Below are 17113 nucleotides of genomic sequence, written 5' to 3' on the forward strand. Positions count from 1 at the left end.
AGATCAGCTCGCGTCCATCAAGCGCCCACACTTATCGGCTGTTAATTTTTAAAGAGCATTTCTGCGAGAACCCGAAGGTTTTCTCAGCAGCGCTGCGTTTTCAGCAGCAGAGAAGCGAGATTATCAACCGTTTTTTAAAACTCGTCAACAACTTTTTTAACTACTTCGTTGCGACGACTGCGGTTTAATTTCGTATGCACTGGAGTCGATAAAACCGACTTCAACAGCACCGCTTCCCTTCTTCCCCCGCGCCGCGTTTCCGTTAGCGCGAAAGAGGCGTGATTCTAAGCACCTGCCCCGGTCTCCGCAACCCCTTTTGTGAAATATTTTTGACATGCTACGCCGAGAGCGCGCTGCGCCGCCGCCGCGGTCATATATAAGCAACACGGCAGGAGCAGCCTCGGTCGCCCGTGAACCGCCCCGCCGCAGCGAACTCAATCTTCTGTCGATTACCGCCCAACCATCGCCCTCACCACGCCGTCCCGTCGAATCAGTCCGTGATACAGCGCCGCCGCGAAGTGCGCGAGGAACGTCAAGAAGAACAGATAGGCCAGCACGCGATGCGCAACCCGGAGCCAGGCGAACGCAACCGGATCAGCCGCAACGATCGCCGGCAACTGCACGCCGCCGCCCAAGGTCACCGGATACCCGCCAGCCGACAGCATCGCCCACCCGATCAGCGGCATCGCCAGCATCAGCGCATACAGCACCAGATGCGACCCATGCGCGGCAACCTTCTGCCACCAAGGCAAATCCTCAGGCAACGCCGGCGGCTTCGACGACAGCCGCACCACGATCCGCACACACACCAGCACCAGCACGGCAATCCCCAGCGGCTTGTGCAACGCCACCAGGAAATCGTGCCGCCCGGAAACCGACGCCACCATGCCTACCCCGATGAACAGCATCGCGACGATCATCGCGGCCATCACCCAATGCAGCAGCCTCGCCGGCAAGCCAAACGTCGTAGCAGCCTTCATCATCGTCCCTCCGCACTCAATCGCGCCGCGCCAGCCACGCCGGCCTCTTCACTCGTCCTGCGCAGATACGAATCCGCATACGCCGCCGACCGCGCCGCCAGCAACGGATCCCCCGACACCTGAATCCCCTGCGGCAGCACCGTCGGGTCGTAGTTCACGTCCCGGCACGGCCCGCTGTCCTGCGGCTCCACGCGATCGAGCACGAGCGTGCCCGCGTCGATCGTCATCCGCTGCGCGGGCCAGGTCTTCGTCGCGTCGTCCACCGGGTCGCCGGGTTCCGCCAGCGTGACCAGCAGCTTCCACTTCTGCGCGCCGTCCGCGATGCGCCGCGTCAGGTCCTGCTGCAAAACGTTCGGATCCGCGGCCGTCGCGACGTCCCCGGCGCCCGCCGTCTGCTCCGGCACGACGCGCCAACGCACCGCCTGGCGCTTGCCGGCCGCATCGACGAAGTAGAACGCGTTCAGCCCGTAATAGCTTTCGGTGACGTAGCTCGCGCTCGGCTTCGCACCCTTTACCCAGGCGCGGAACGCGGCCGTCTCCGGATGCGCGCCGAAAAACGCCTTCACCTTCGCCGGATCGGGCTTGCCCGTCGCCGGATCCGGCCGGGTCGCCAGCAGCTGCGCGTAGAACGCCTTCGGCGTCGCCACCGGAAACACCGGCATCGCGTTCATCCCGGTCCGCCATTGCTGGCCGTCCGGTGCGGTGAGCTTCAGCGCGAGGCTGCGGATCGGCACGCTGCTGTCGGGCGCATACGGATTCCCGCCCGGCAGCGCAAAGCGGCCGACCACCGGCGTGCGCACCGCCTTGAAGAACGGCGCGACCGAATACGCGCTCGCGGCGCCGTTGCCTTCGAAATAGCCGGTCACGCACACGCCCTTCGCGTGATTGCGCCGGAAACCCGGATGCTCGCCGCCGGCCGTCTGCAGCGCGTCGACGAGCCGGTGCGGGGTCAGACGCGCCGGCGCGAGCCAGCCGCCGACATACCCGAACGCCACGGCCACGCCGGCCACCGCGCCGCCGATCACGGCCCAGCGCCACCATCCGCGCCCAGGCTCGCGCGGCGGTGAAGAAGAGGATGATTGCTTCATGGATGCACTCCCGATCGTCAGATCATTGTCGAACGCGTGTAGGACGCCACCCGCGCCGCTTTATTCCATGAAGAAATTTTTCGTATGCTGACGGAATAAGCGGCGCCGACCGGCGTCCTACGCGGCATCTCCACGCTCATCGGCTCGCGCCCCCGGCCATGCCCTCAAACGCCCCCGACGACGACGCATTGCGCGAACTCATCCCCAGGCTGCGACGCTTCGCGCTCTGGCTGGCACGTGATGTCCACGCGGCCGACGATCTCGTCCAGTCGACGCTCGAGCGCGCGCTGTCGCGCTGGGCGAGCCGCCGCGACGACGCGTCGCTGCGCAGCTGGCTCTTCACGATCCTTTACCGGCAGTTTCTCGACGGCAAACGCAGCGCGAAGCGCTATGTGTGGCTGCTCGGCCGCATTCGCGACGACGACGAAGCGCACTGGCCGTCCGCCGAACGCGAGGTGGCCGCGCGCGCGACGCTCGAAGCGTTCGGCCGTTTGTCCGACGAGCAGCGCAGCCTGCTGCTGCTCGTCGCGGTCGAGGGCTTCACGTACCGGGAAGTCGCCGACCTGCTCGACGTGCCGATCGGCACCGTGATGTCGCGACTCTCCCGCGCCCGCCAGGCGCTGCGCCAGCTCAGCGACGGCGAGCTTCCCGCTCCTTCTCTCCGTTTGATGAAATGAATACGCTCCGTCCCGACGAACACGATCTCCAGGCCTATGTCGACGGCCAGCTCGACGACGATGCGCGCGCCGCGGTCGAGCGATATCTCGCGCTGCATCCGGAGAGTGCGGAACAGGTGAAGCAATGGCAGCAGGATGCGCAGCGGTTGCGGGCCGCGCTCGAAGGCGTGCGGATGCCCGGCGAGAATCCTGCGCTGGATCCGGCGGCGATTCGTGCGAAGCGTGCGGAGCGCTCGCGGGTGCGGTTCGCGATGGCGGCTTCGTTCGTGTTCTGTATCGGGCTCGGGACGTTTGGCGGGTGGCAGGCGCGTGGGTGGAACGCGGCGCCGCCGATTGCGCCGATGAGCGATGCGGTCGAGGCTTACCGGATGATGGTGGTCGATCAGGCCGCGAAGGTGGATTTCCGGCCGAACGGTGCGGGCGATTTGCAGGGGTGGCTCACCCGCCGCGTCGGGGCATCGGCCAGGCTGCCGGATTTGAGTGCGGCGGGGTTCAGGCCGGTCGGCGGACGGTTGTTTACGACGGACAGTGGGGCCACGGCCGCGATGGTGCTCTATGAGGACGACGCCGGGCGGACGCTGAGCTTCTATCTGCGGCCCGCGGAATCGAAACATCGGCTGCTGCCGGCCGGGCAACGCGTGGATGGGTCGTTGCTGGCGCGGTATGGGTCGGTGAATGGGCTCAACTTCGCGGTGGTCGGGCCTGTGGATAGTCTTGGTGAGCACGCGGTCGTGAGGGCGCTCGATCAGCAGATTTGAGCTGGACGATATGCTGTCCGTTGGTGGCCGTTGTGCGCTGACTGCGGTCCGGCCGATGCGGTTCGACAAGCCTGAAAGCGCTCACGTTCACCGTTCGGGGTCACAGCGTTTAAATTCGCTTTCGTGGTGGTTGTCCACACCGCGAAGCTCGTCGCGGTGCGTTCCCGGATGGGTAGACCCACTTCGGTTCCGACGTCACAGGGTTTGGCGTCTTCTGGACGCAGGATATCCACATCGGCCGCAGCGGCTCGGCATGCCGTCTCTGGTTGAATCACTCACCTTCGACCCGCACAGCATTTCGAGTGTTTTTGGGTCGCGATATCCACATCGCCCTCGCCGAGCTAGTACACAGGATTTCGATTCGGCCGCTCACGGGTTGTTCGCATGCGCGTGAGCGCTTCGAATCAATGTGTTCCCGAGGGGGGCACACAGCGTTCCTGATTGTTTTGCGTGCCGGTTGTCCACACGCGACAATCGGGCGCTACGGCCGCACGGACATCACTTGGGCGAGTAAGCCCCGAGAATCTCGCCGGTTTCCGGGGAGATCACGTACTTGATCGACGTCCCGAGCGGGCTTGCATTGCCGAGCCCACGCATGCCGGGAGGCATCTTCGCCACGAAGGTCACGCTGATTACGTGGTCCTCAGGCCCGGGATCCATTCTGGCCGCACTTTCGTCGGTGATACAGATCCTGAAGTTTTTCAGATCCTGCCCGGTCTTTGCAAACTCCTCATAGGCAGCCCTCAGACCGAGCAGCGCCGCGGTATCGAGATCGACGGAACACCGGCCGATGGCCCCGAAATTCAGCTTGGCCATCCGTCCTCCTGAGACATCCCGTTCACCTCACCCTTCTTTCTGCACGGCCATCAATTCCCTTAGGCAATCAGCACACGTTGCCGTCAGTAGTCCGATGGCTGCTTCCATCGACTCGTCGTCGTCAAAGCGGTAGACACCCCCTCCTTCACGCGTACCGCCCAGCTCACGCACTTTCGCCTCTTCGGATTCCAGCATGTAGCCGGGATACTCGATTTCGTGCCGCACGAGCAGCAGCGGGACGATCCGACGTCCGCCTTTCCAGTTGCTGTGGTCGTTGATGAGGTCGGATACGGTCCGCGTCACGAGCTCGCCGCCTACATGTCCGTGGGACGGGCAATTCATCAGCGGCATCGCGTCACCTGTTTCCCCGAATGAAATTGAGACGCACGCGTCAGTTGGTGAAGTGCATCGACCTTGGGCGGGTAAGGAGCTGCTTGGCCTGCGCACCATACGAAGCGCCGCCTCTTCCCGAGTTCGGCTACGCCCGTGTCGTAGTCGCTCAGGATTTCGAAAATCGTCCTGAGGCGGTCAGCTTCCATTACTTCCGGATCGTTAGCCGGCCATGTCTTGATAGCGACTTGGTACGCGTCTGCGAATATCTTGAAGGCATCGCATTTGGCTTTCCAGAGCGCAAGACTGGTCAGCCGTCGAAGCAGCCAGAACATCCTGCGCCGCGTCGTGTCGTCCGTCATGTCGTACGACGATGGCGTGTTCATCATAAGGGATCCTCATACAACCGCGGCCACATCGGTCATGAGCACTCGCAACGCGGCCAGCGATATCCGTTACCAGGGTCTCATCGACGGGTACCCTCATCGATCGGATCGAACCTGATGTTGAATCGTCGGCCTTTGAACCGACAACGATCCTGAACCCCGGCGATTCTACAGATACGAGCGTTCGAACTGGTCACCGGCTTCGACGTCGCTTGATCCATCCACCGCACGCAGTGCATATCCCGCCCGGATCACAGTCGACGGACTGTGCTTATCCAAAGGTGTTAACAGAGTTCGTATACATACGTAGTGATAGTTAACAAGCTCGGTGCCTCACAGTGGATAACCTCCGTAACGCCATGAATTTCCAAGACGAATCGGAACGCATAACCACAGGCGATGCACACGCAAAACTCTGTGAAGCACAGAACAACTTTTCGTCGATTCACAGCCGCGCCGACATATCCTCAATCGTTCCACTGTGAATCCAGAGGCTTGCCGGACGGTTATCCAGAGGGGAATGTGGATAACACCACAGCGCATCGACACGTTTTGCTGTGAGGCAAAGTGGTGAAGCGAACGTATCCCGCATCGCCAGGCACCATCGATCGTCATCGTCCGCACGCCCCGATTCAAAAAATTTTCACGAAGGGGCTTGCGCACCTCCAAAACCCTCTCTATAATTCGCGGCTTCTTAGGCTCGTAGCTCAGTTGGTTAGAGCACCACCTTGACATGGTGGGGGTCGTTGGTTCGAATCCAATCGAGCCTACCAACGAACAAAATGAAGGGGTCTGGCAGCTCGCATTGCCTACAGGCAATCCGGCTCGCCAACATACAAACGCCACGCGGCAACATCGCGTGGCGTTTTTCTTTTTGCGGTCGAAACTGCGCAGGCATGTGCAGATGCATCGTGTGCGATCCATGCACGACAGGCAGCCGGCAGTGGGTAAAAGCAGGGCGCAGAGCACGAAAAGCGGTCGCAAAGCCCCCGCTCGTTACGCATCAATGCAGATGCCTCAACTTGTCAGGATTCCGCACGACATAGATCGCGACGACCTTCCCGCCCTCGATCTCGAGAGCCGTCGTCTGCAGCTCGCCATCCGCTTCCAGTGTGACGAACCCCGGCAGCCCGTTGATGAACCCCGCGCGCACGAGCTTCGACGCATGCGTGGCGAACAGCTCGGCGAGGTACGCGTGCACCTTCATCACTCGCTCGAAGCCGAACACCGGCTTGCCCGCGGCCGAGCGCTTGCCGCCGCCGTCCGAATGCAGGCTCACGTCCTCGGCGAGCATCGCGCCGAGCGTGCGCATGTCGCCGCTGCGTGACGCCGCGAAAAACGCCTCGGCCAGCTCGATCCCGCGCTGCTTCTCGACATGAAACCGCGGCCGCGCCTCGCGCACATGCGTGCGCGCCCGCGCGGCGAGTTGCCGGCAGGCGGCCGGGTCACGCTGGATCGTCGTCGCGATCTCGTCGAACGCGAGGCCGAACACGTCGTGCAGCAGGAACGCCGCACGTTCGAGCGGCGACAACCGTTCGAGCGCGAGCATCAGCGGCAGCGTGACGTCCTCCTGCTCATCTTCCTCGACGACCGGCTCGGGCAGCCACGGGCCGATGTAGGTCTCGCGCTGGTGCCGCGCGGACTTCAGCTGGTCGAGGCACATGCGCATCACCATGCGGCGCAGGAACGCCTCGGGCACGCGCACCTCGGTGCGATCGACGTCCATCCAGCGGATGAACGCCTCCTGCACGATGTCCTCGGCGTCCGCGACGGAACCGAGCATCCGGTACGCGACGCGCATCAGCGTCCGATGCAGCGGGTCGAAGCTCGCCGCTGCGTCGGCCCGGTCTGCGGCGCCGCCGGCGGCCGGATCGAGGTGGGTCATCACGCCACCATCTTCGCGGTAGCGGCCTTCGCCTCGGCGGGATCGATCCACAGCCCGAAGCCGACGGCCAGCCGGTTCCAGCCGTTGATCACGTTGATCATCACCGTGAGTTTCACCTGTTCCTCCTGGCTGAAGTGGTCGTTCAGCGCCGCATACGCGGCCTCGTGCGCGCCATGGCCTTCCGACAGCCGCGTGAGCGCGTCGGTCCAGCCGAGCGCCGCGCGTTCGCGGTCGGTGTAGCAGGGCGCTTCACGCCACGCGGCCAGCAGGTTGATGCGCTGCTCGGTCTCGCCTTGCTCGCGCGCCGCGACGGTGTGCATGTTAAGGCAGTTCGCGCACGCGTTGATTTGCGACGCGCGGATCTTGACCAACTCGATCAGTGTCGGCTCGAGGCTCCCGGCAGCGGCGACCGAGACGGCCATCCAGTTCTTCATCAATGCGGGCGCGGCGGCAAACGGATTGAGTTTCGCAGTCATGGTTCCTTCTCCTTTCGTGTGGGTTCCGGCGATATGACGAGCGAGCACCCTGCGCCTGTGACATCGACGCAAAAAAATTTTCAAAAACAGGGAAGCGCGCGGAAGGCAGAGCGATTGAACGGCGGTGTCGAGGTCCGCGACACCGACGCGCGGACCCGTGCCGATTTCAATTCCATGGCGCCTCTCCCATGGCGAACCCGTGTCATCCGATCTTTCATGACGCCGGCGTGGATGTCATGAGGCGTCGGCATGGAGAACCCGCGGGCATACACATTGCGTTCACCCTCCGAGCCGCCGTCATGACGGGCATCGACGGTTTGTCATGCCGCCGCCCCGCGCATGATCAATGCTTTCATTTTTCTTTCGCGCTCGTTTCACCAGAAATCCGATTCGCGACGTTCACATTTCTGGCCCATACTGTTCTGCACGGGCAGATGAAGTCACGCCGTACCAGCGGCCCGGCGCGCGCGCCGGCTGCCCGACGACGCAGCAATGAAGGTCGCACGTCAGCCGCGCGCATCCGAGCGCAAGGCTTTCCTTTTTCCGGCAACGCAACGCAGCGAATCGCGACGTGAACGGTAAACCGATGAGCCTCCTTGCATCCCAGCTTCAGCGCCGTTACAAGGACGTGCGCGCCCATAGCATCGCGTTGACCGCGACGCTGTCCGCCGAAGACCAGGCCGTGCAGTCGATGCCCGACGCGAGTCCGGTGAAATGGCATCTCGCGCATACGACCTGGTTTTTCGAAACCGTCGTACTGATGCGTCGCGTGCGCGGCTACGCGCCGTTCGACGACGCGTTCCAGTTCCTCTTCAATTCCTATTACGAAGCGCTCGGCCCGCGTCATCCGCGGCCGCAGCGCGGGCTGCTCACGCGTCCGTCGCTCGATGAGGTGCACGCGTACCGGCAGTACGTCGACGATGCGATGCTGCGCGCGCTCGACGGTGCCGATCCGGCGTTGCTCGCCACGATCGCGCCCGAGATCGAGCTCGGCCTGCATCACGAACAGCAGCATCAGGAACTGATCGTCACGGACATGCTGCACGCGTTCTCGTGCAACCCGCTGAAGCCCGCGTTCCGGCCGCGCAACGGCGCCAATGCGCACGCCGGGCACGCCGCCTTGGCCGCGGGCGACGCCGGCCCGTTGCGCTGGCTGCATCAGCCGGGCGGGCTCGTCGAGATCGGCCACGATGGCGACGCGTTCTCGTTCGACAACGAACGGCCGCGCCATACCGCGCTCGTGCGTCCGTGCGAAATCGCGAACCGTCTCGTGACGAATGCCGAATTCGCGGCCTTCATCGCGGACGGCGGCTATGCACGCCCCGAATACTGGCTGTCCGACGGCTGGGCGACGGTGCAGCGGGAAGGGTGGCAAGGGCCCGCGTACTGGATTCCCGGCGACGACGGCGATCCGGCAGCCGCACACGCCTGGCGCGCGTTCGGCCTGCACGGCGTGGAGCCGCTCGCGCCCGATGCGCCCGTGTGTCACGTGAGCTTCTACGAGGCGGCGGCGTATGCAGAATGGGCCGGCGCACGCCTGCCGACGGAATTCGAATGGGAGGCCGCGTTCGGCGCGGATGGCATCGCGCAGATGCTCGGGCACGTCTGGCAGTGGACGCGTTCGTCCTACGAGCCGTATCCGGGCTTTCGGCCGCTCGCGGGCGTCGCTGCGGAATACAACGGCAAGTTCATGGTCGGCCAGCAAGTCCTGCGCGGCAGCAGCGTCGCGACCCCGCCGGGGCACGAACGGCCGACATACCGCAATTTCTTTCCGCCGGCCGCGCGCTGGCAATTCACGGGAGTGCGACTTGCGCGAGACGTCTGATCTGACGGCCACGAGCGGTGGCCTGCAACCCGCCCGCGATGCGCGGCCGAGCGCGTTCGAGCGCGACCTGATCGACGGGCTGTCGCGCACGCCGCGCAGCATTCCGCCGAAATACTTCTACGATGCGGCCGGCTCCGCGCTGTTCGATCGCATCTGCGAACTGCCGGAGTATTACCCGACGCGGACCGAACTCGGGATCCTGCGCGATCGCGCGGCCGAGATCGTGCGGCGCGTCGGCCCGCATGCGGACATCGTCGAATTCGGCGCGGGCTCGCTCGAGAAGATCCGCGTGCTGCTCGACGCGTGCGCGGACAACTACGCGAACGCGCCGGCGCGCTACGTGCCGATCGACATCTCGGCCGACTACCTGCACGGCGCGGCCGCGCGGCTGCGTGCCGCGTATCCGTGGCTCGACGTCGCGCCGCTCGCGGCCGACTACACGAAGGCCGAGCAGCTGGCCGAGCTGACCGGCACGCCACGCCGGCGCATCGGCTTCTTTCCCGGCTCGACGATCGGTAACTTCTCGCCGGAGGAAGCCGATACGTTCCTGCGCGACGCCGCGCGGCTGTTGCGCGGCGGCGGCCTGCTGGTCGGTGCGGATCTCGTGAAGGACGAACGCACGCTGCATCACGCGTACAACGACGCGCAGGGCGTGACCGCCCAGTTCAACCTGAACCTGCTCGCCCGCGCGAACGCGGAGCTCGGCGCGGATTTCGATCTCGACGCGTTCTCGCATTGCGCGTTCTACGACCGTGAGCTGCAGCGCATCGAGATGCATCTCGTCAGCGATATCGCGCAGACGGTGCACGTGCGCGGCCACGCGTTCCGCTTCGAGGCCGGCGAACGCATCCATACGGAGAACTCGCACAAGTTCACGATCGACGGCTTCCAGGCGATCGCGCGGCGTGCGGGCTTCGAGCCCGACACCGTGTGGACCGACGCGGACCACCTGTTCAGCGTGCACTGGCTGCGCAGCGTCGACGATATCCGCGCGTAACGTCGTCGCGAGTCGTCGCGATCCGCTCGCACGGCGTGCGCGGCGTGTGCGCGGACGCGTGCGGTCTGCATCGCCGGCCCGCGCGCCGGCAAAATTTCCCGACTCTCCCGATTCGATGCGTCGTTGCAACGGCGCGTCGAATCGCTCGTCACCCTTGTCCCGCAAGGCTTCGAGCCCCTCCGTAAACGTCCGTTACCGGTCTCGCACACCGGTTTCACCTGTGTCCGCCCGTGGTGCCTAGACTCCGAACCGTAGTCACATGACGCACGACACGTGCAGGGAGTCGCGAAATGAGCAAGAAACTTATTCTCGGTGCAGTTCTCGGCGTAGCGGCGCTGGCAGCTTCGGGCGTCGCATCGGCCCACGTCGACCTGTCGGTCGGCATCGGTGTGCCGGGCGTCTATGCGGCGCCGGCGCCGGTCTACGTCGCGCCGCCGCCGGTGACGTACGCGCCGGTTGGCTACTATCGCGATGACGACTGGCGTGAGCGTCAATGGCGCGAACACGAATGGCGCCGTCGTGAATGGCGCGAGCACGAGTGGCGCGAGCGCGGCTGGCGTGACGGCGACGGCTGGCGCGGCCGCTGGAACTGAACCGGGCAACCGGTTCACGAGGACACCGAGTACGACGACGAGAGGAGCGTGATCGCATGATGCCCATTCGACACATCAGGTATAGCGCGGCGGCCGCCGTCGTCGCGCTCGCAACGATCGGCAGCGCGCACGCGGCGGGCTGCATGAAGGGCGCGGTGGTGGGCGGCGTCGCCGGCCACTACGCGGGACATCACGCCGTGGTCGGCGCGGTCGGCGGCTGTATCGTGGGCCGCCACATGGCGAAGAAGCACGAGCAGGAACTGGCCGCGCAGCGCAAGGCCGCCGCGCAGGGCGTGCAGCCGGCGCAGTAAGCGTAGCCACCGGCGGAACGGCGCGATCGCGCCGTCTCCGCCTTTCGTTTCCCTTGTCGGGTGGCGGCCGACCGGCCGATTCATCAAGCGTGCCGAACGCCGGCGGATTGATCCGACGAAACCGCGCCGCGCGCGCCGTTACGATCATTTACAACGCCGCGCCGCACGAATCGCGCGCGTACCTAGAATGCAGTCACTCGAACGCGCTCCAGGGAGCAAACAATGAAAACGCAACGATATCTGTCCTCCGTGCTCGCAGCTGCGCTGCTCGCTCTCGGCGCCGTTTCCGCGCAGGCGGCGGGCGGCGGCAATGGGGGTGGTGGCGGTGGCGGTGGTGGTGGTGGCAACGGCGGCGGCCATGGCGCCGGCGGGATGGGCGGCATGGGTGCCAATGCGGGCGGCATGTCCGCCGGCCACATGAGCGGTGAAGCGCTGAGCAACTCGAACGGCATGCACGCGGGCGACCGCGACAAGGGCCTGTCGCGCGCAGCCGATCGCTCCGATTCGATCGCCGATCGTGCCGGCGCGCAGCCGGGCAGCGGTCACGGGCGCTCGCACGGGCACACCGCGCATGCATCGAAGTCCACGCGCCACGCGCATCGGAACGCATTCGGCCACACGCTGTAAGCGCGGCGCACGCATGCGGAAGAAGGGCGCTTCGGCGCCCTTTTTCATTGCCAGCGGACCAAGGGGCGCCGCGGTGTGTCGCGTTGCTCGTCGCGCATCGACCCCGATTTGCAACCAGCCGTAACCGCACGCACGAACGCGCCAGAATACGAACCGCTTTCACGCGAATGACAGGCGGATTCGCGCCCCCATACGCGGGCATCGCAGCAGCATCGCGGCCCGCGCCATGAAAAAAGGGCGGCTCGTCGCCGCCCTTCGTTTCAGCGTCCCGCGCCCGCCAGCGGCGCGACGGCTGCAACAGGCTCGAACAACGCGTCGGCCTGCCTGACGCGCACGAACCGCGCGGCCGCTCCGCCGTCCACCAGCGCCCGGAAATGCGCTTCGCCGCACGCGAGCTTCGCGCGATCGTGCTCGCTCGTCACGTCGCCGTCGGCATTCGGCGTATCGACGACGAAGTACAGCCGCTCGCCGCCATCCTGCTCCGCGAGCACCGCCCAGTCGGGGTGATAGCTGCCGAGCGGCGTCGGCACGCGGAACCATGCGGGCAGCTTCGCGTACAGCTTCACGCCGTCGTGCGCTTCCAGCGCATCGGCGAACGCGCGCTCGGCGTCGGTCTCGCACACGACGGCCTCGTGGATCGACTTCCGCGCATCCGGCCGCAGGTTGCGCAGATAACCGGTCAGCGCCTCGCTTTCGAACGACTCGAGCGCATGCACGTGGCGCTCGCCGAGCTTCCGGTACGCGATGCCGGCAACCAGCGCGAGCCGCTTGCAGCGGTTGATCGCATCGGCGGCCAGCGCGATGAACTGCTGCGGATTCACGCGGAAATCGTCGAGCCGGCCGCTGTCGGCCAGGATCGTCGCGAGCGAGCGGCGCGTGAGCTGCGTGCGGTCCTGCAGTTCGGTGAGCAGGTCGGGCAGCGGCAGCTCGCCTTCGTCGATCAGCACCGTGCCGGCGCCGGCCACCTCGATCGCCTCGATGCCGGCCTTGCCGATGTCGATCTCGGCCTTGCGCCACTGCAGCCGCGCGCGCGCGATGTCCGGCGCGTCGCGCAGCGCGGCCGTGCAGTCGCGCACGAGCTTCGCGTTGTCGAACTCGACGCTGTACACGGTGCGATGGCGGATGCGGTCCCACAACGCGCGGAAGTCGTCGCCGAACACGACGGCCTTGCCCGACGCGTCGCGCCGCAACGCGATCGCGCGCCGCTCGTCCGCATTGCGCACCGCGAAGCGGCCCGACAGCTTGCGCAGCGTCGCGACGATCGGCGCGCGCAGCGTCTCGAACGCCGCGGGCAGCACGAGCGCGCTCTGGCGCAGCGCGTCCTTCAGCCGGTCGAGCACCTTGCCTTGCGCGTCGACGTAGCCCTGCTCGTGCAGGTGCGTCCACAGCACGCGCGACAGCTCGATGCCGAGCGCGTGCGCGGGCCCGTCGCCTTCCTGCACCGGCAGCGCCGCGAACTGGTGTTCCTCGACGATCCCGAAACGGATGCCCGTGTCGGCCTCGATTTCCTTCTGCAGGTTCTCGGCGAACGACTCGTAGCGCTCGGTCGCGATCACGGTGAGCGTGTTTACGCCCGGATCGCGCACGCGTTCGCCGTCCTGGTCGACCGCGAGGCGCAGCCCGCGGCCGAGCGTCTGGCGGCGCTCGCGTTCGGTCTGGATGTCGCGCAGCGTGCAGATCTGAAACACGTTCGGGTTGTCCCAGCCTTCCTTCAGCGCCGAGTGCGAGAAGATGAACTTCAGCGGCGTGTCGAACGACAGCAGCGCTTCCTTCTCGCGCATGATGAGGCCGTACGCGCGCTCCGCGTTCTCGCGGGCCGCGGCGCTGCTTTCGCTCGTGTCGGTCCAGCCGCCCTTGCGGTCGATCGAGAAGTAACCGTTGTGCGCGCGCTCGACTTCGAGCGCGACGTCGACGCCGTCGAACAGCGCACGGTAGGCCGGCACACGCGCCGCGCGCGCATATTCTTCTTCGAAGATCAGCGCGTAGTCGCCCTTCACCGGCATCCCGTGCTCGTCGTAGCGGCGATAGCGTTCGACCGAATCGACGAAGAACAGCGACAGTACCTTCACGCCGCGCTCGGCGAGGCGCAATTCCTTGTCGAGATGCTCGCGGATCGTGCGGCGGATCATCTCGCGCTGCACGGCGAGCGTGTCGATGTCGCCGAACGCCTCGCCGAGCGACAGGAATGCCTCGCCTTCCGGATGGCGCAGCTCGACGTACTCGGCGCCCTTCACCGCATGCACTTCGCCGACCCGCAGCCCTGAATACAGCGCGCGCTTGGTCAGGCGTTCGAGGTCGTCGCCGTCGGTCGCCGTCACGATCTGGCGCTTCACGCCGGCCGCGGTCGCGACGTCGAGCTCGATGCGTGCGCTGATCGCACCGCGCCGGTTCGACACGCCGACGAGCCGCACGTAAGGCTTGTTGTGCGCATCCTCGACGATCGCCGACGCGATCTCGATCTGCTTGACGAGCTTGCGTTCGTACGCGTCGACCGCGTCGAGCCGGTACACCATGTGGTGACGGTCGACGTGCGTGGCCGAATAGCGCAGCGTGCAGAGCGGCGCCATCGCGGCGAGCGCTTCGCGGCCGCGCCCTTCGAGCCCGCCGTCGACGCTCTGCGGCTCGTCGACGATCACGATCGGCCGCGTCGCGCGGATCAGGTCGATCGGCTTCTCGCCGCCGGTCTTCTCGCTGTCCTTGTAAAGGTTGTTGATCTCTTTCTTGTTGATCGCGGCGACCGTCATCACCATGATCTGGATCGCCGCGCTCGCCGCGAAGTGGCGCACCTGGCCGAGCTTCGCGGAGTCGTACAGGAAGTAGTCGTACGGCACGCCCGCGTACAGCGCGCGGAAATGATCCTCGGTGATCGAGAGCGTCTTGTGCACGCCTTCCTTGATCGCGATCGACGGCACGACGATCACGAACTTCGTGAAGCCGTAGCGGCGGTTCAGCTCGAAGATCGTGCGCAGGTACACGTAGGTCTTGCCGGTGCCGGTCTCCATCTCGACGGTGAAGTCGCGCGAGCCGGGCTGGCCGGACGGCGGCAGCCCGCCGCGCAGCTGCACGTCGGCGAGGTTGCGCGCGAGCGCGTCGTCGGTCAGCGACAGCCGGTTGCCGACGCCTTGCTCCGACACCGCGAAGCCGAGCGAGCCTTGCGCCGCGGCCGTCGTGCCGGGCGCGGCGTTCGCGAGCACGCTGAAGTCGCCGCGATACGATTCCTGGCCGCGAAACAGGTCGCAGACGGCGTCGATCGCCTCGCGCTGGTAGTCGAGATCCGCTTCGAAATGCAGCCGCATCACAGGCTCCGCACGCGCTTCACGCCGTGCTGCTCGAGCAGCGCGGCGAGATTGAGCTTCGCGACGTCGTCGACGAAGCCGCTGTCGCGGAACAGGCACGTGACGTCGCGCGTGGCACCCGTCGCGTCGAGCAGCTCGACGATGCCGTCGGCGAGCGGGCCCGCGTCGTCGCGTGCGATGCGCGCGTCGAAGCACGCGACGATCGAGCGGCCGATCAGGTGCACCGTCTTGCCCGCGACCGGGTGATGCTCGACCGGCGTGCACAGATCGAGGCCGAGCTTCAACGTGAGTTCGGCGAGCAGGTCGTCCTCGCTGCGGCCGGTCTTCACGTGCTCGACGGAGGCGAACAGCGCGTGGTCGAAGTCGTCGCGGCGCGGATCCCATTCGATCACGTTGGTCGTGTCGAGCCGGTACACGCGGAAACCGAGGTCGCCATAGCTTTCCGGGTAGTCGCGCGCGACCTGCTGCGCGGCGCGGCGCAGGCGTTCCTTCGTGATTTCCGCGAGCGTCAGCGGCTTCTTCAGCTTCGCGCAGAAATCGGCGGCTGCGAGCTGCGTCTTGTCGCGGCGGTCGAGCGCCTCGGGCAACTGCACGAGGATGTAGCGGCGCGCGCCGCCGTCGGTCGCGTTCACCTGCATCACCGCGTGGCCGGTCGAGCCGGAGCCGGCGAAGCAGTCGAGCACGATGTCGTCGCCGCGCGTGCACCAGCCGATCACGGCTGCCGCGAAGTCGACCGGCTTCGGCTGGTCGAACGGGATGCCGAGCGTCTTCAGCAGCGCGTCGTCGGAGCCGGCGAACGGCAGCACCGACGGCACGTTCTCGTACATGTTCTCGTCGAGGTAGTAGATCCGCTGCGGCTGCGTGGTTTCATCCGGACCGAATTCGATCTGGCCGCGCTCGATCAGAGCCTGCATCGTCGCGGGCGGGTTGCGCCAGCCGCGCGCCGGCATCGCGCACGGCTTGCCGGTGACCGGGTGGATCAGCGGCGTGAAATACTCGTCCGGCGCCTTCTTCTTGTTCGGCCACGCCATCGACACGAGGCGGTACACGCGCCCGTCGGCCGACAGCCGGTCGTACATCACCTCGCCGCCGGACAGGTTGGTCTGCGCCTTCATCCACGCGCGGTAGGCCTTCTGCGCGTCCTTCGCGTTGCCGCTGCGGTACACCGCGTCGTGCGCGGCATCCAGCATGCGCTGCGCGTTGCGCTTCGGGCGCTTCAGCGGCGCCTGCTCGAGCAGCGTCTCGGCGTTGCGCGCGAACAGCACCAGCGATTCGTGCTGGTACGCGACGCCGCGCGCGTCGCCCTTCGGATTGCGCTTGTCCCACACGGCCACGCCGAGCTCGTTCTCCTCGCCGAAGATCTCGCGCAGCATCAGCACGAGCGCATGCACCTCGTGCTCGTCGATGTGCACGGCGATCAGCCCTTCGTCGGACAGCAGCGCGTGCGCGAGCTTCAGGCGCGGATACATCATGTTCAGCCAGTCGGTGTGGAACCGGCCGTTCGCCTCGGTGTTGGTGCTGCGCTTCACGCCGCCTTCGGTCTGACCCGTCATCGCCAGGTAGTGGCGGATGCTGTCGCTGAAGTCGTCCGGATAGACGAAATCGCTGCCGGTGTTGTACGGCGGGTCGATGTAGACGAGCTTCACCTTGCCCGCGTAGCTCTTGTGCAGCAGCTTCATCACGTCGAGGTTGTCGCCCTCGATCACGAGGTGGCGCGTGTCGTCCCATGCGACGCTGTCGGCAGGGCACGGACGCAGCGTGCCCGTCGACGGCGTGAGCGCGGCCTGGCGCGCGCTGCGCTTGCCGTGCCAGTGGAAGCCGTAGCGCTCGTCGGCGTCGCCGACGGTACGCTCGCCGACCAGCGCCTTGAGCACGTCGACGTCGACCGACGCGCCGTCCGGGCCTTCGGTCACGAGTTCGGGGAACAGCGCCTTCAGGCGCGCGACGTTGTCGGCGGTGAAATCCGTCGACATCGCCTGCGGGCTCGCCGCATCGAGTTTCTGCATCGTTTTTTCCATCGGAGCCCGGCCGCGTGCGCCAGGACGTCGGGCGCACTCACGGCTCCGGC

The 17113-nt window shown here is 66.1% G+C and carries 18 protein-coding genes and 1 tRNA gene; 10 read left to right on the plus strand and 9 right to left on the minus strand.

Going from position 1 to position 17113, the window contains the following annotated elements:
* Window positions 1-188: hypothetical protein (locus U4012_RS24170; protein WP_321801996.1), on the plus strand; the 188-nt coding region annotated here is incomplete at its 5' end.
* 261 nt (window positions 189-449) lie between these two features.
* Here U4012_RS24170 and U4012_RS24175 read toward each other — a convergent pair.
* Window positions 450-983, minus strand: coding sequence for a cytochrome b (locus tag U4012_RS24175; protein WP_321801997.1), 534 nt, complete (start codon window positions 981-983; stop codon window positions 450-452).
* The gene (locus U4012_RS24180; RefSeq protein WP_124486768.1) at window positions 980-2068 is read right to left on the minus strand and encodes a catalase family peroxidase; all 1089 of its coding nucleotides are present in this window, start codon (window positions 2066-2068) and stop codon (window positions 980-982) included. Before U4012_RS24180 ends, U4012_RS24175 begins: the two co-directional genes overlap by 4 nt.
* Window positions 2069-2226: 158 nt before the next feature.
* On the opposite strand from U4012_RS24180, the gene U4012_RS24185 reads away from it, so the two are divergent.
* Window positions 2227-2745, plus strand: coding sequence for a sigma-70 family RNA polymerase sigma factor (locus U4012_RS24185; RefSeq protein WP_321801998.1), 519 nt, complete (start codon window positions 2227-2229; stop codon window positions 2743-2745).
* Window positions 2742-3503, plus strand: a complete 762-nt coding sequence (locus tag U4012_RS24190) for an anti-sigma factor (protein WP_321801999.1) — start codon at window positions 2742-2744, stop codon at window positions 3501-3503. The genes U4012_RS24185 and U4012_RS24190 overlap by 4 nt, the downstream gene beginning before the upstream one ends.
* Before the next feature lie 498 nt (window positions 3504-4001).
* Here U4012_RS24190 and U4012_RS24195 read toward each other — a convergent pair whose 3' ends face one another.
* From U4012_RS24195 to U4012_RS24205, 3 genes are read right to left on the minus strand one after another with little or no spacing between them, the layout of a single operon-like run.
* Complete coding sequence (locus U4012_RS24195; RefSeq protein WP_321802000.1) at window positions 4002-4319, minus strand: hypothetical protein; 318 nt, start codon at window positions 4317-4319, stop codon at window positions 4002-4004.
* Window positions 4320-4346: 27 nt separating this feature from the next.
* Window positions 4347-4670 (minus strand): hypothetical protein, encoded by a 324-nt coding sequence (locus U4012_RS24200; protein ID WP_321802001.1) that lies wholly within the window; start codon window positions 4668-4670, stop codon window positions 4347-4349.
* A complete protein-coding gene (locus U4012_RS24205; RefSeq protein WP_321802002.1) occupies window positions 4661-5038 on the minus strand; it encodes an Imm71 family immunity protein in 378 nt (125 codons plus the stop codon). The genes U4012_RS24200 and U4012_RS24205 overlap by 10 nt, the downstream gene beginning before the upstream one ends.
* A gap of 693 nt (window positions 5039-5731) precedes the next feature.
* Here U4012_RS24205 and U4012_RS24210 point away from each other — a divergent pair.
* Window positions 5732-5808 (plus strand) — tRNA-Val (locus U4012_RS24210).
* A 230-nt stretch (window positions 5809-6038) separates the two neighbouring features.
* Here the strand turns inward: U4012_RS24210 and U4012_RS24215 are convergent.
* Both U4012_RS24215 and U4012_RS24220 read right to left on the minus strand, forming a co-directional pair.
* Complete coding sequence (locus U4012_RS24215; protein ID WP_321802003.1) at window positions 6039-6920, minus strand: sigma-70 family RNA polymerase sigma factor; 882 nt, start codon at window positions 6918-6920, stop codon at window positions 6039-6041.
* On the minus strand, window positions 6920-7396 hold the full coding sequence (locus U4012_RS24220) for a carboxymuconolactone decarboxylase family protein (RefSeq protein WP_321802004.1): 477 nt from the start codon (window positions 7394-7396) through the stop codon (window positions 6920-6922). The genes U4012_RS24215 and U4012_RS24220 overlap by 1 nt, the downstream gene beginning before the upstream one ends.
* A 299-nt stretch (window positions 7397-7695) precedes the next feature.
* Between U4012_RS24220 and U4012_RS24225 the strand changes: the two genes are divergently transcribed.
* From U4012_RS24225 to U4012_RS24250, 6 genes are all read left to right on the plus strand, one after another.
* Window positions 7696-7971: a hypothetical protein gene (locus U4012_RS24225; protein ID WP_321802005.1), complete on the plus strand. Its 276-nt coding sequence runs from the start codon at window positions 7696-7698 to the stop codon at window positions 7969-7971.
* 11 nt (window positions 7972-7982) lie between these two features.
* On the plus strand, window positions 7983-9221 hold the full coding sequence (gene egtB, locus U4012_RS24230) for an ergothioneine biosynthesis protein EgtB (RefSeq protein ID WP_321802006.1): 1239 nt from the start codon (window positions 7983-7985) through the stop codon (window positions 9219-9221).
* Window positions 9205-10218, plus strand: a complete 1014-nt coding sequence (gene egtD, locus U4012_RS24235) for an L-histidine N(alpha)-methyltransferase (RefSeq protein WP_321802007.1) — start codon at window positions 9205-9207, stop codon at window positions 10216-10218. The genes egtB and egtD overlap by 17 nt, the downstream gene beginning before the upstream one ends.
* 290 nt (window positions 10219-10508) lie before the next feature.
* Window positions 10509-10811, plus strand: a complete 303-nt coding sequence (locus U4012_RS24240; RefSeq protein ID WP_044845179.1) for a hypothetical protein — start codon at window positions 10509-10511, stop codon at window positions 10809-10811.
* A 56-nt stretch (window positions 10812-10867) separates the two neighbouring features.
* On the plus strand, window positions 10868-11122 hold the full coding sequence (locus U4012_RS24245) for a glycine zipper 2TM domain protein (RefSeq protein WP_044845180.1): 255 nt from the start codon (window positions 10868-10870) through the stop codon (window positions 11120-11122).
* A 222-nt stretch (window positions 11123-11344) separates the two neighbouring features.
* On the plus strand, window positions 11345-11749 hold the full coding sequence (locus U4012_RS24250) for a hypothetical protein (protein WP_321802008.1): 405 nt from the start codon (window positions 11345-11347) through the stop codon (window positions 11747-11749).
* 260 nt (window positions 11750-12009) lie between these two features.
* On the opposite strand, the gene U4012_RS24255 is transcribed toward U4012_RS24250, so the two are convergent.
* On the minus strand, window positions 12010-15045 hold the full coding sequence (locus tag U4012_RS24255; protein WP_321802009.1) for a type III restriction-modification system endonuclease: 3036 nt from the start codon (window positions 15043-15045) through the stop codon (window positions 12010-12012).
* Window positions 15045-17063, minus strand: coding sequence for a site-specific DNA-methyltransferase (locus U4012_RS24260; RefSeq protein WP_124667512.1), 2019 nt, complete (start codon window positions 17061-17063; stop codon window positions 15045-15047). Before U4012_RS24260 ends, U4012_RS24255 begins: the two co-directional genes overlap by 1 nt.
* Window positions 17064-17113 lie beyond the last annotated feature (50 nt).

This window comes from Burkholderia sp. BCC1988 (assembly GCF_905339895.1).
Taxonomy (GTDB): Bacteria; Pseudomonadota; Gammaproteobacteria; order Burkholderiales; family Burkholderiaceae; genus Burkholderia.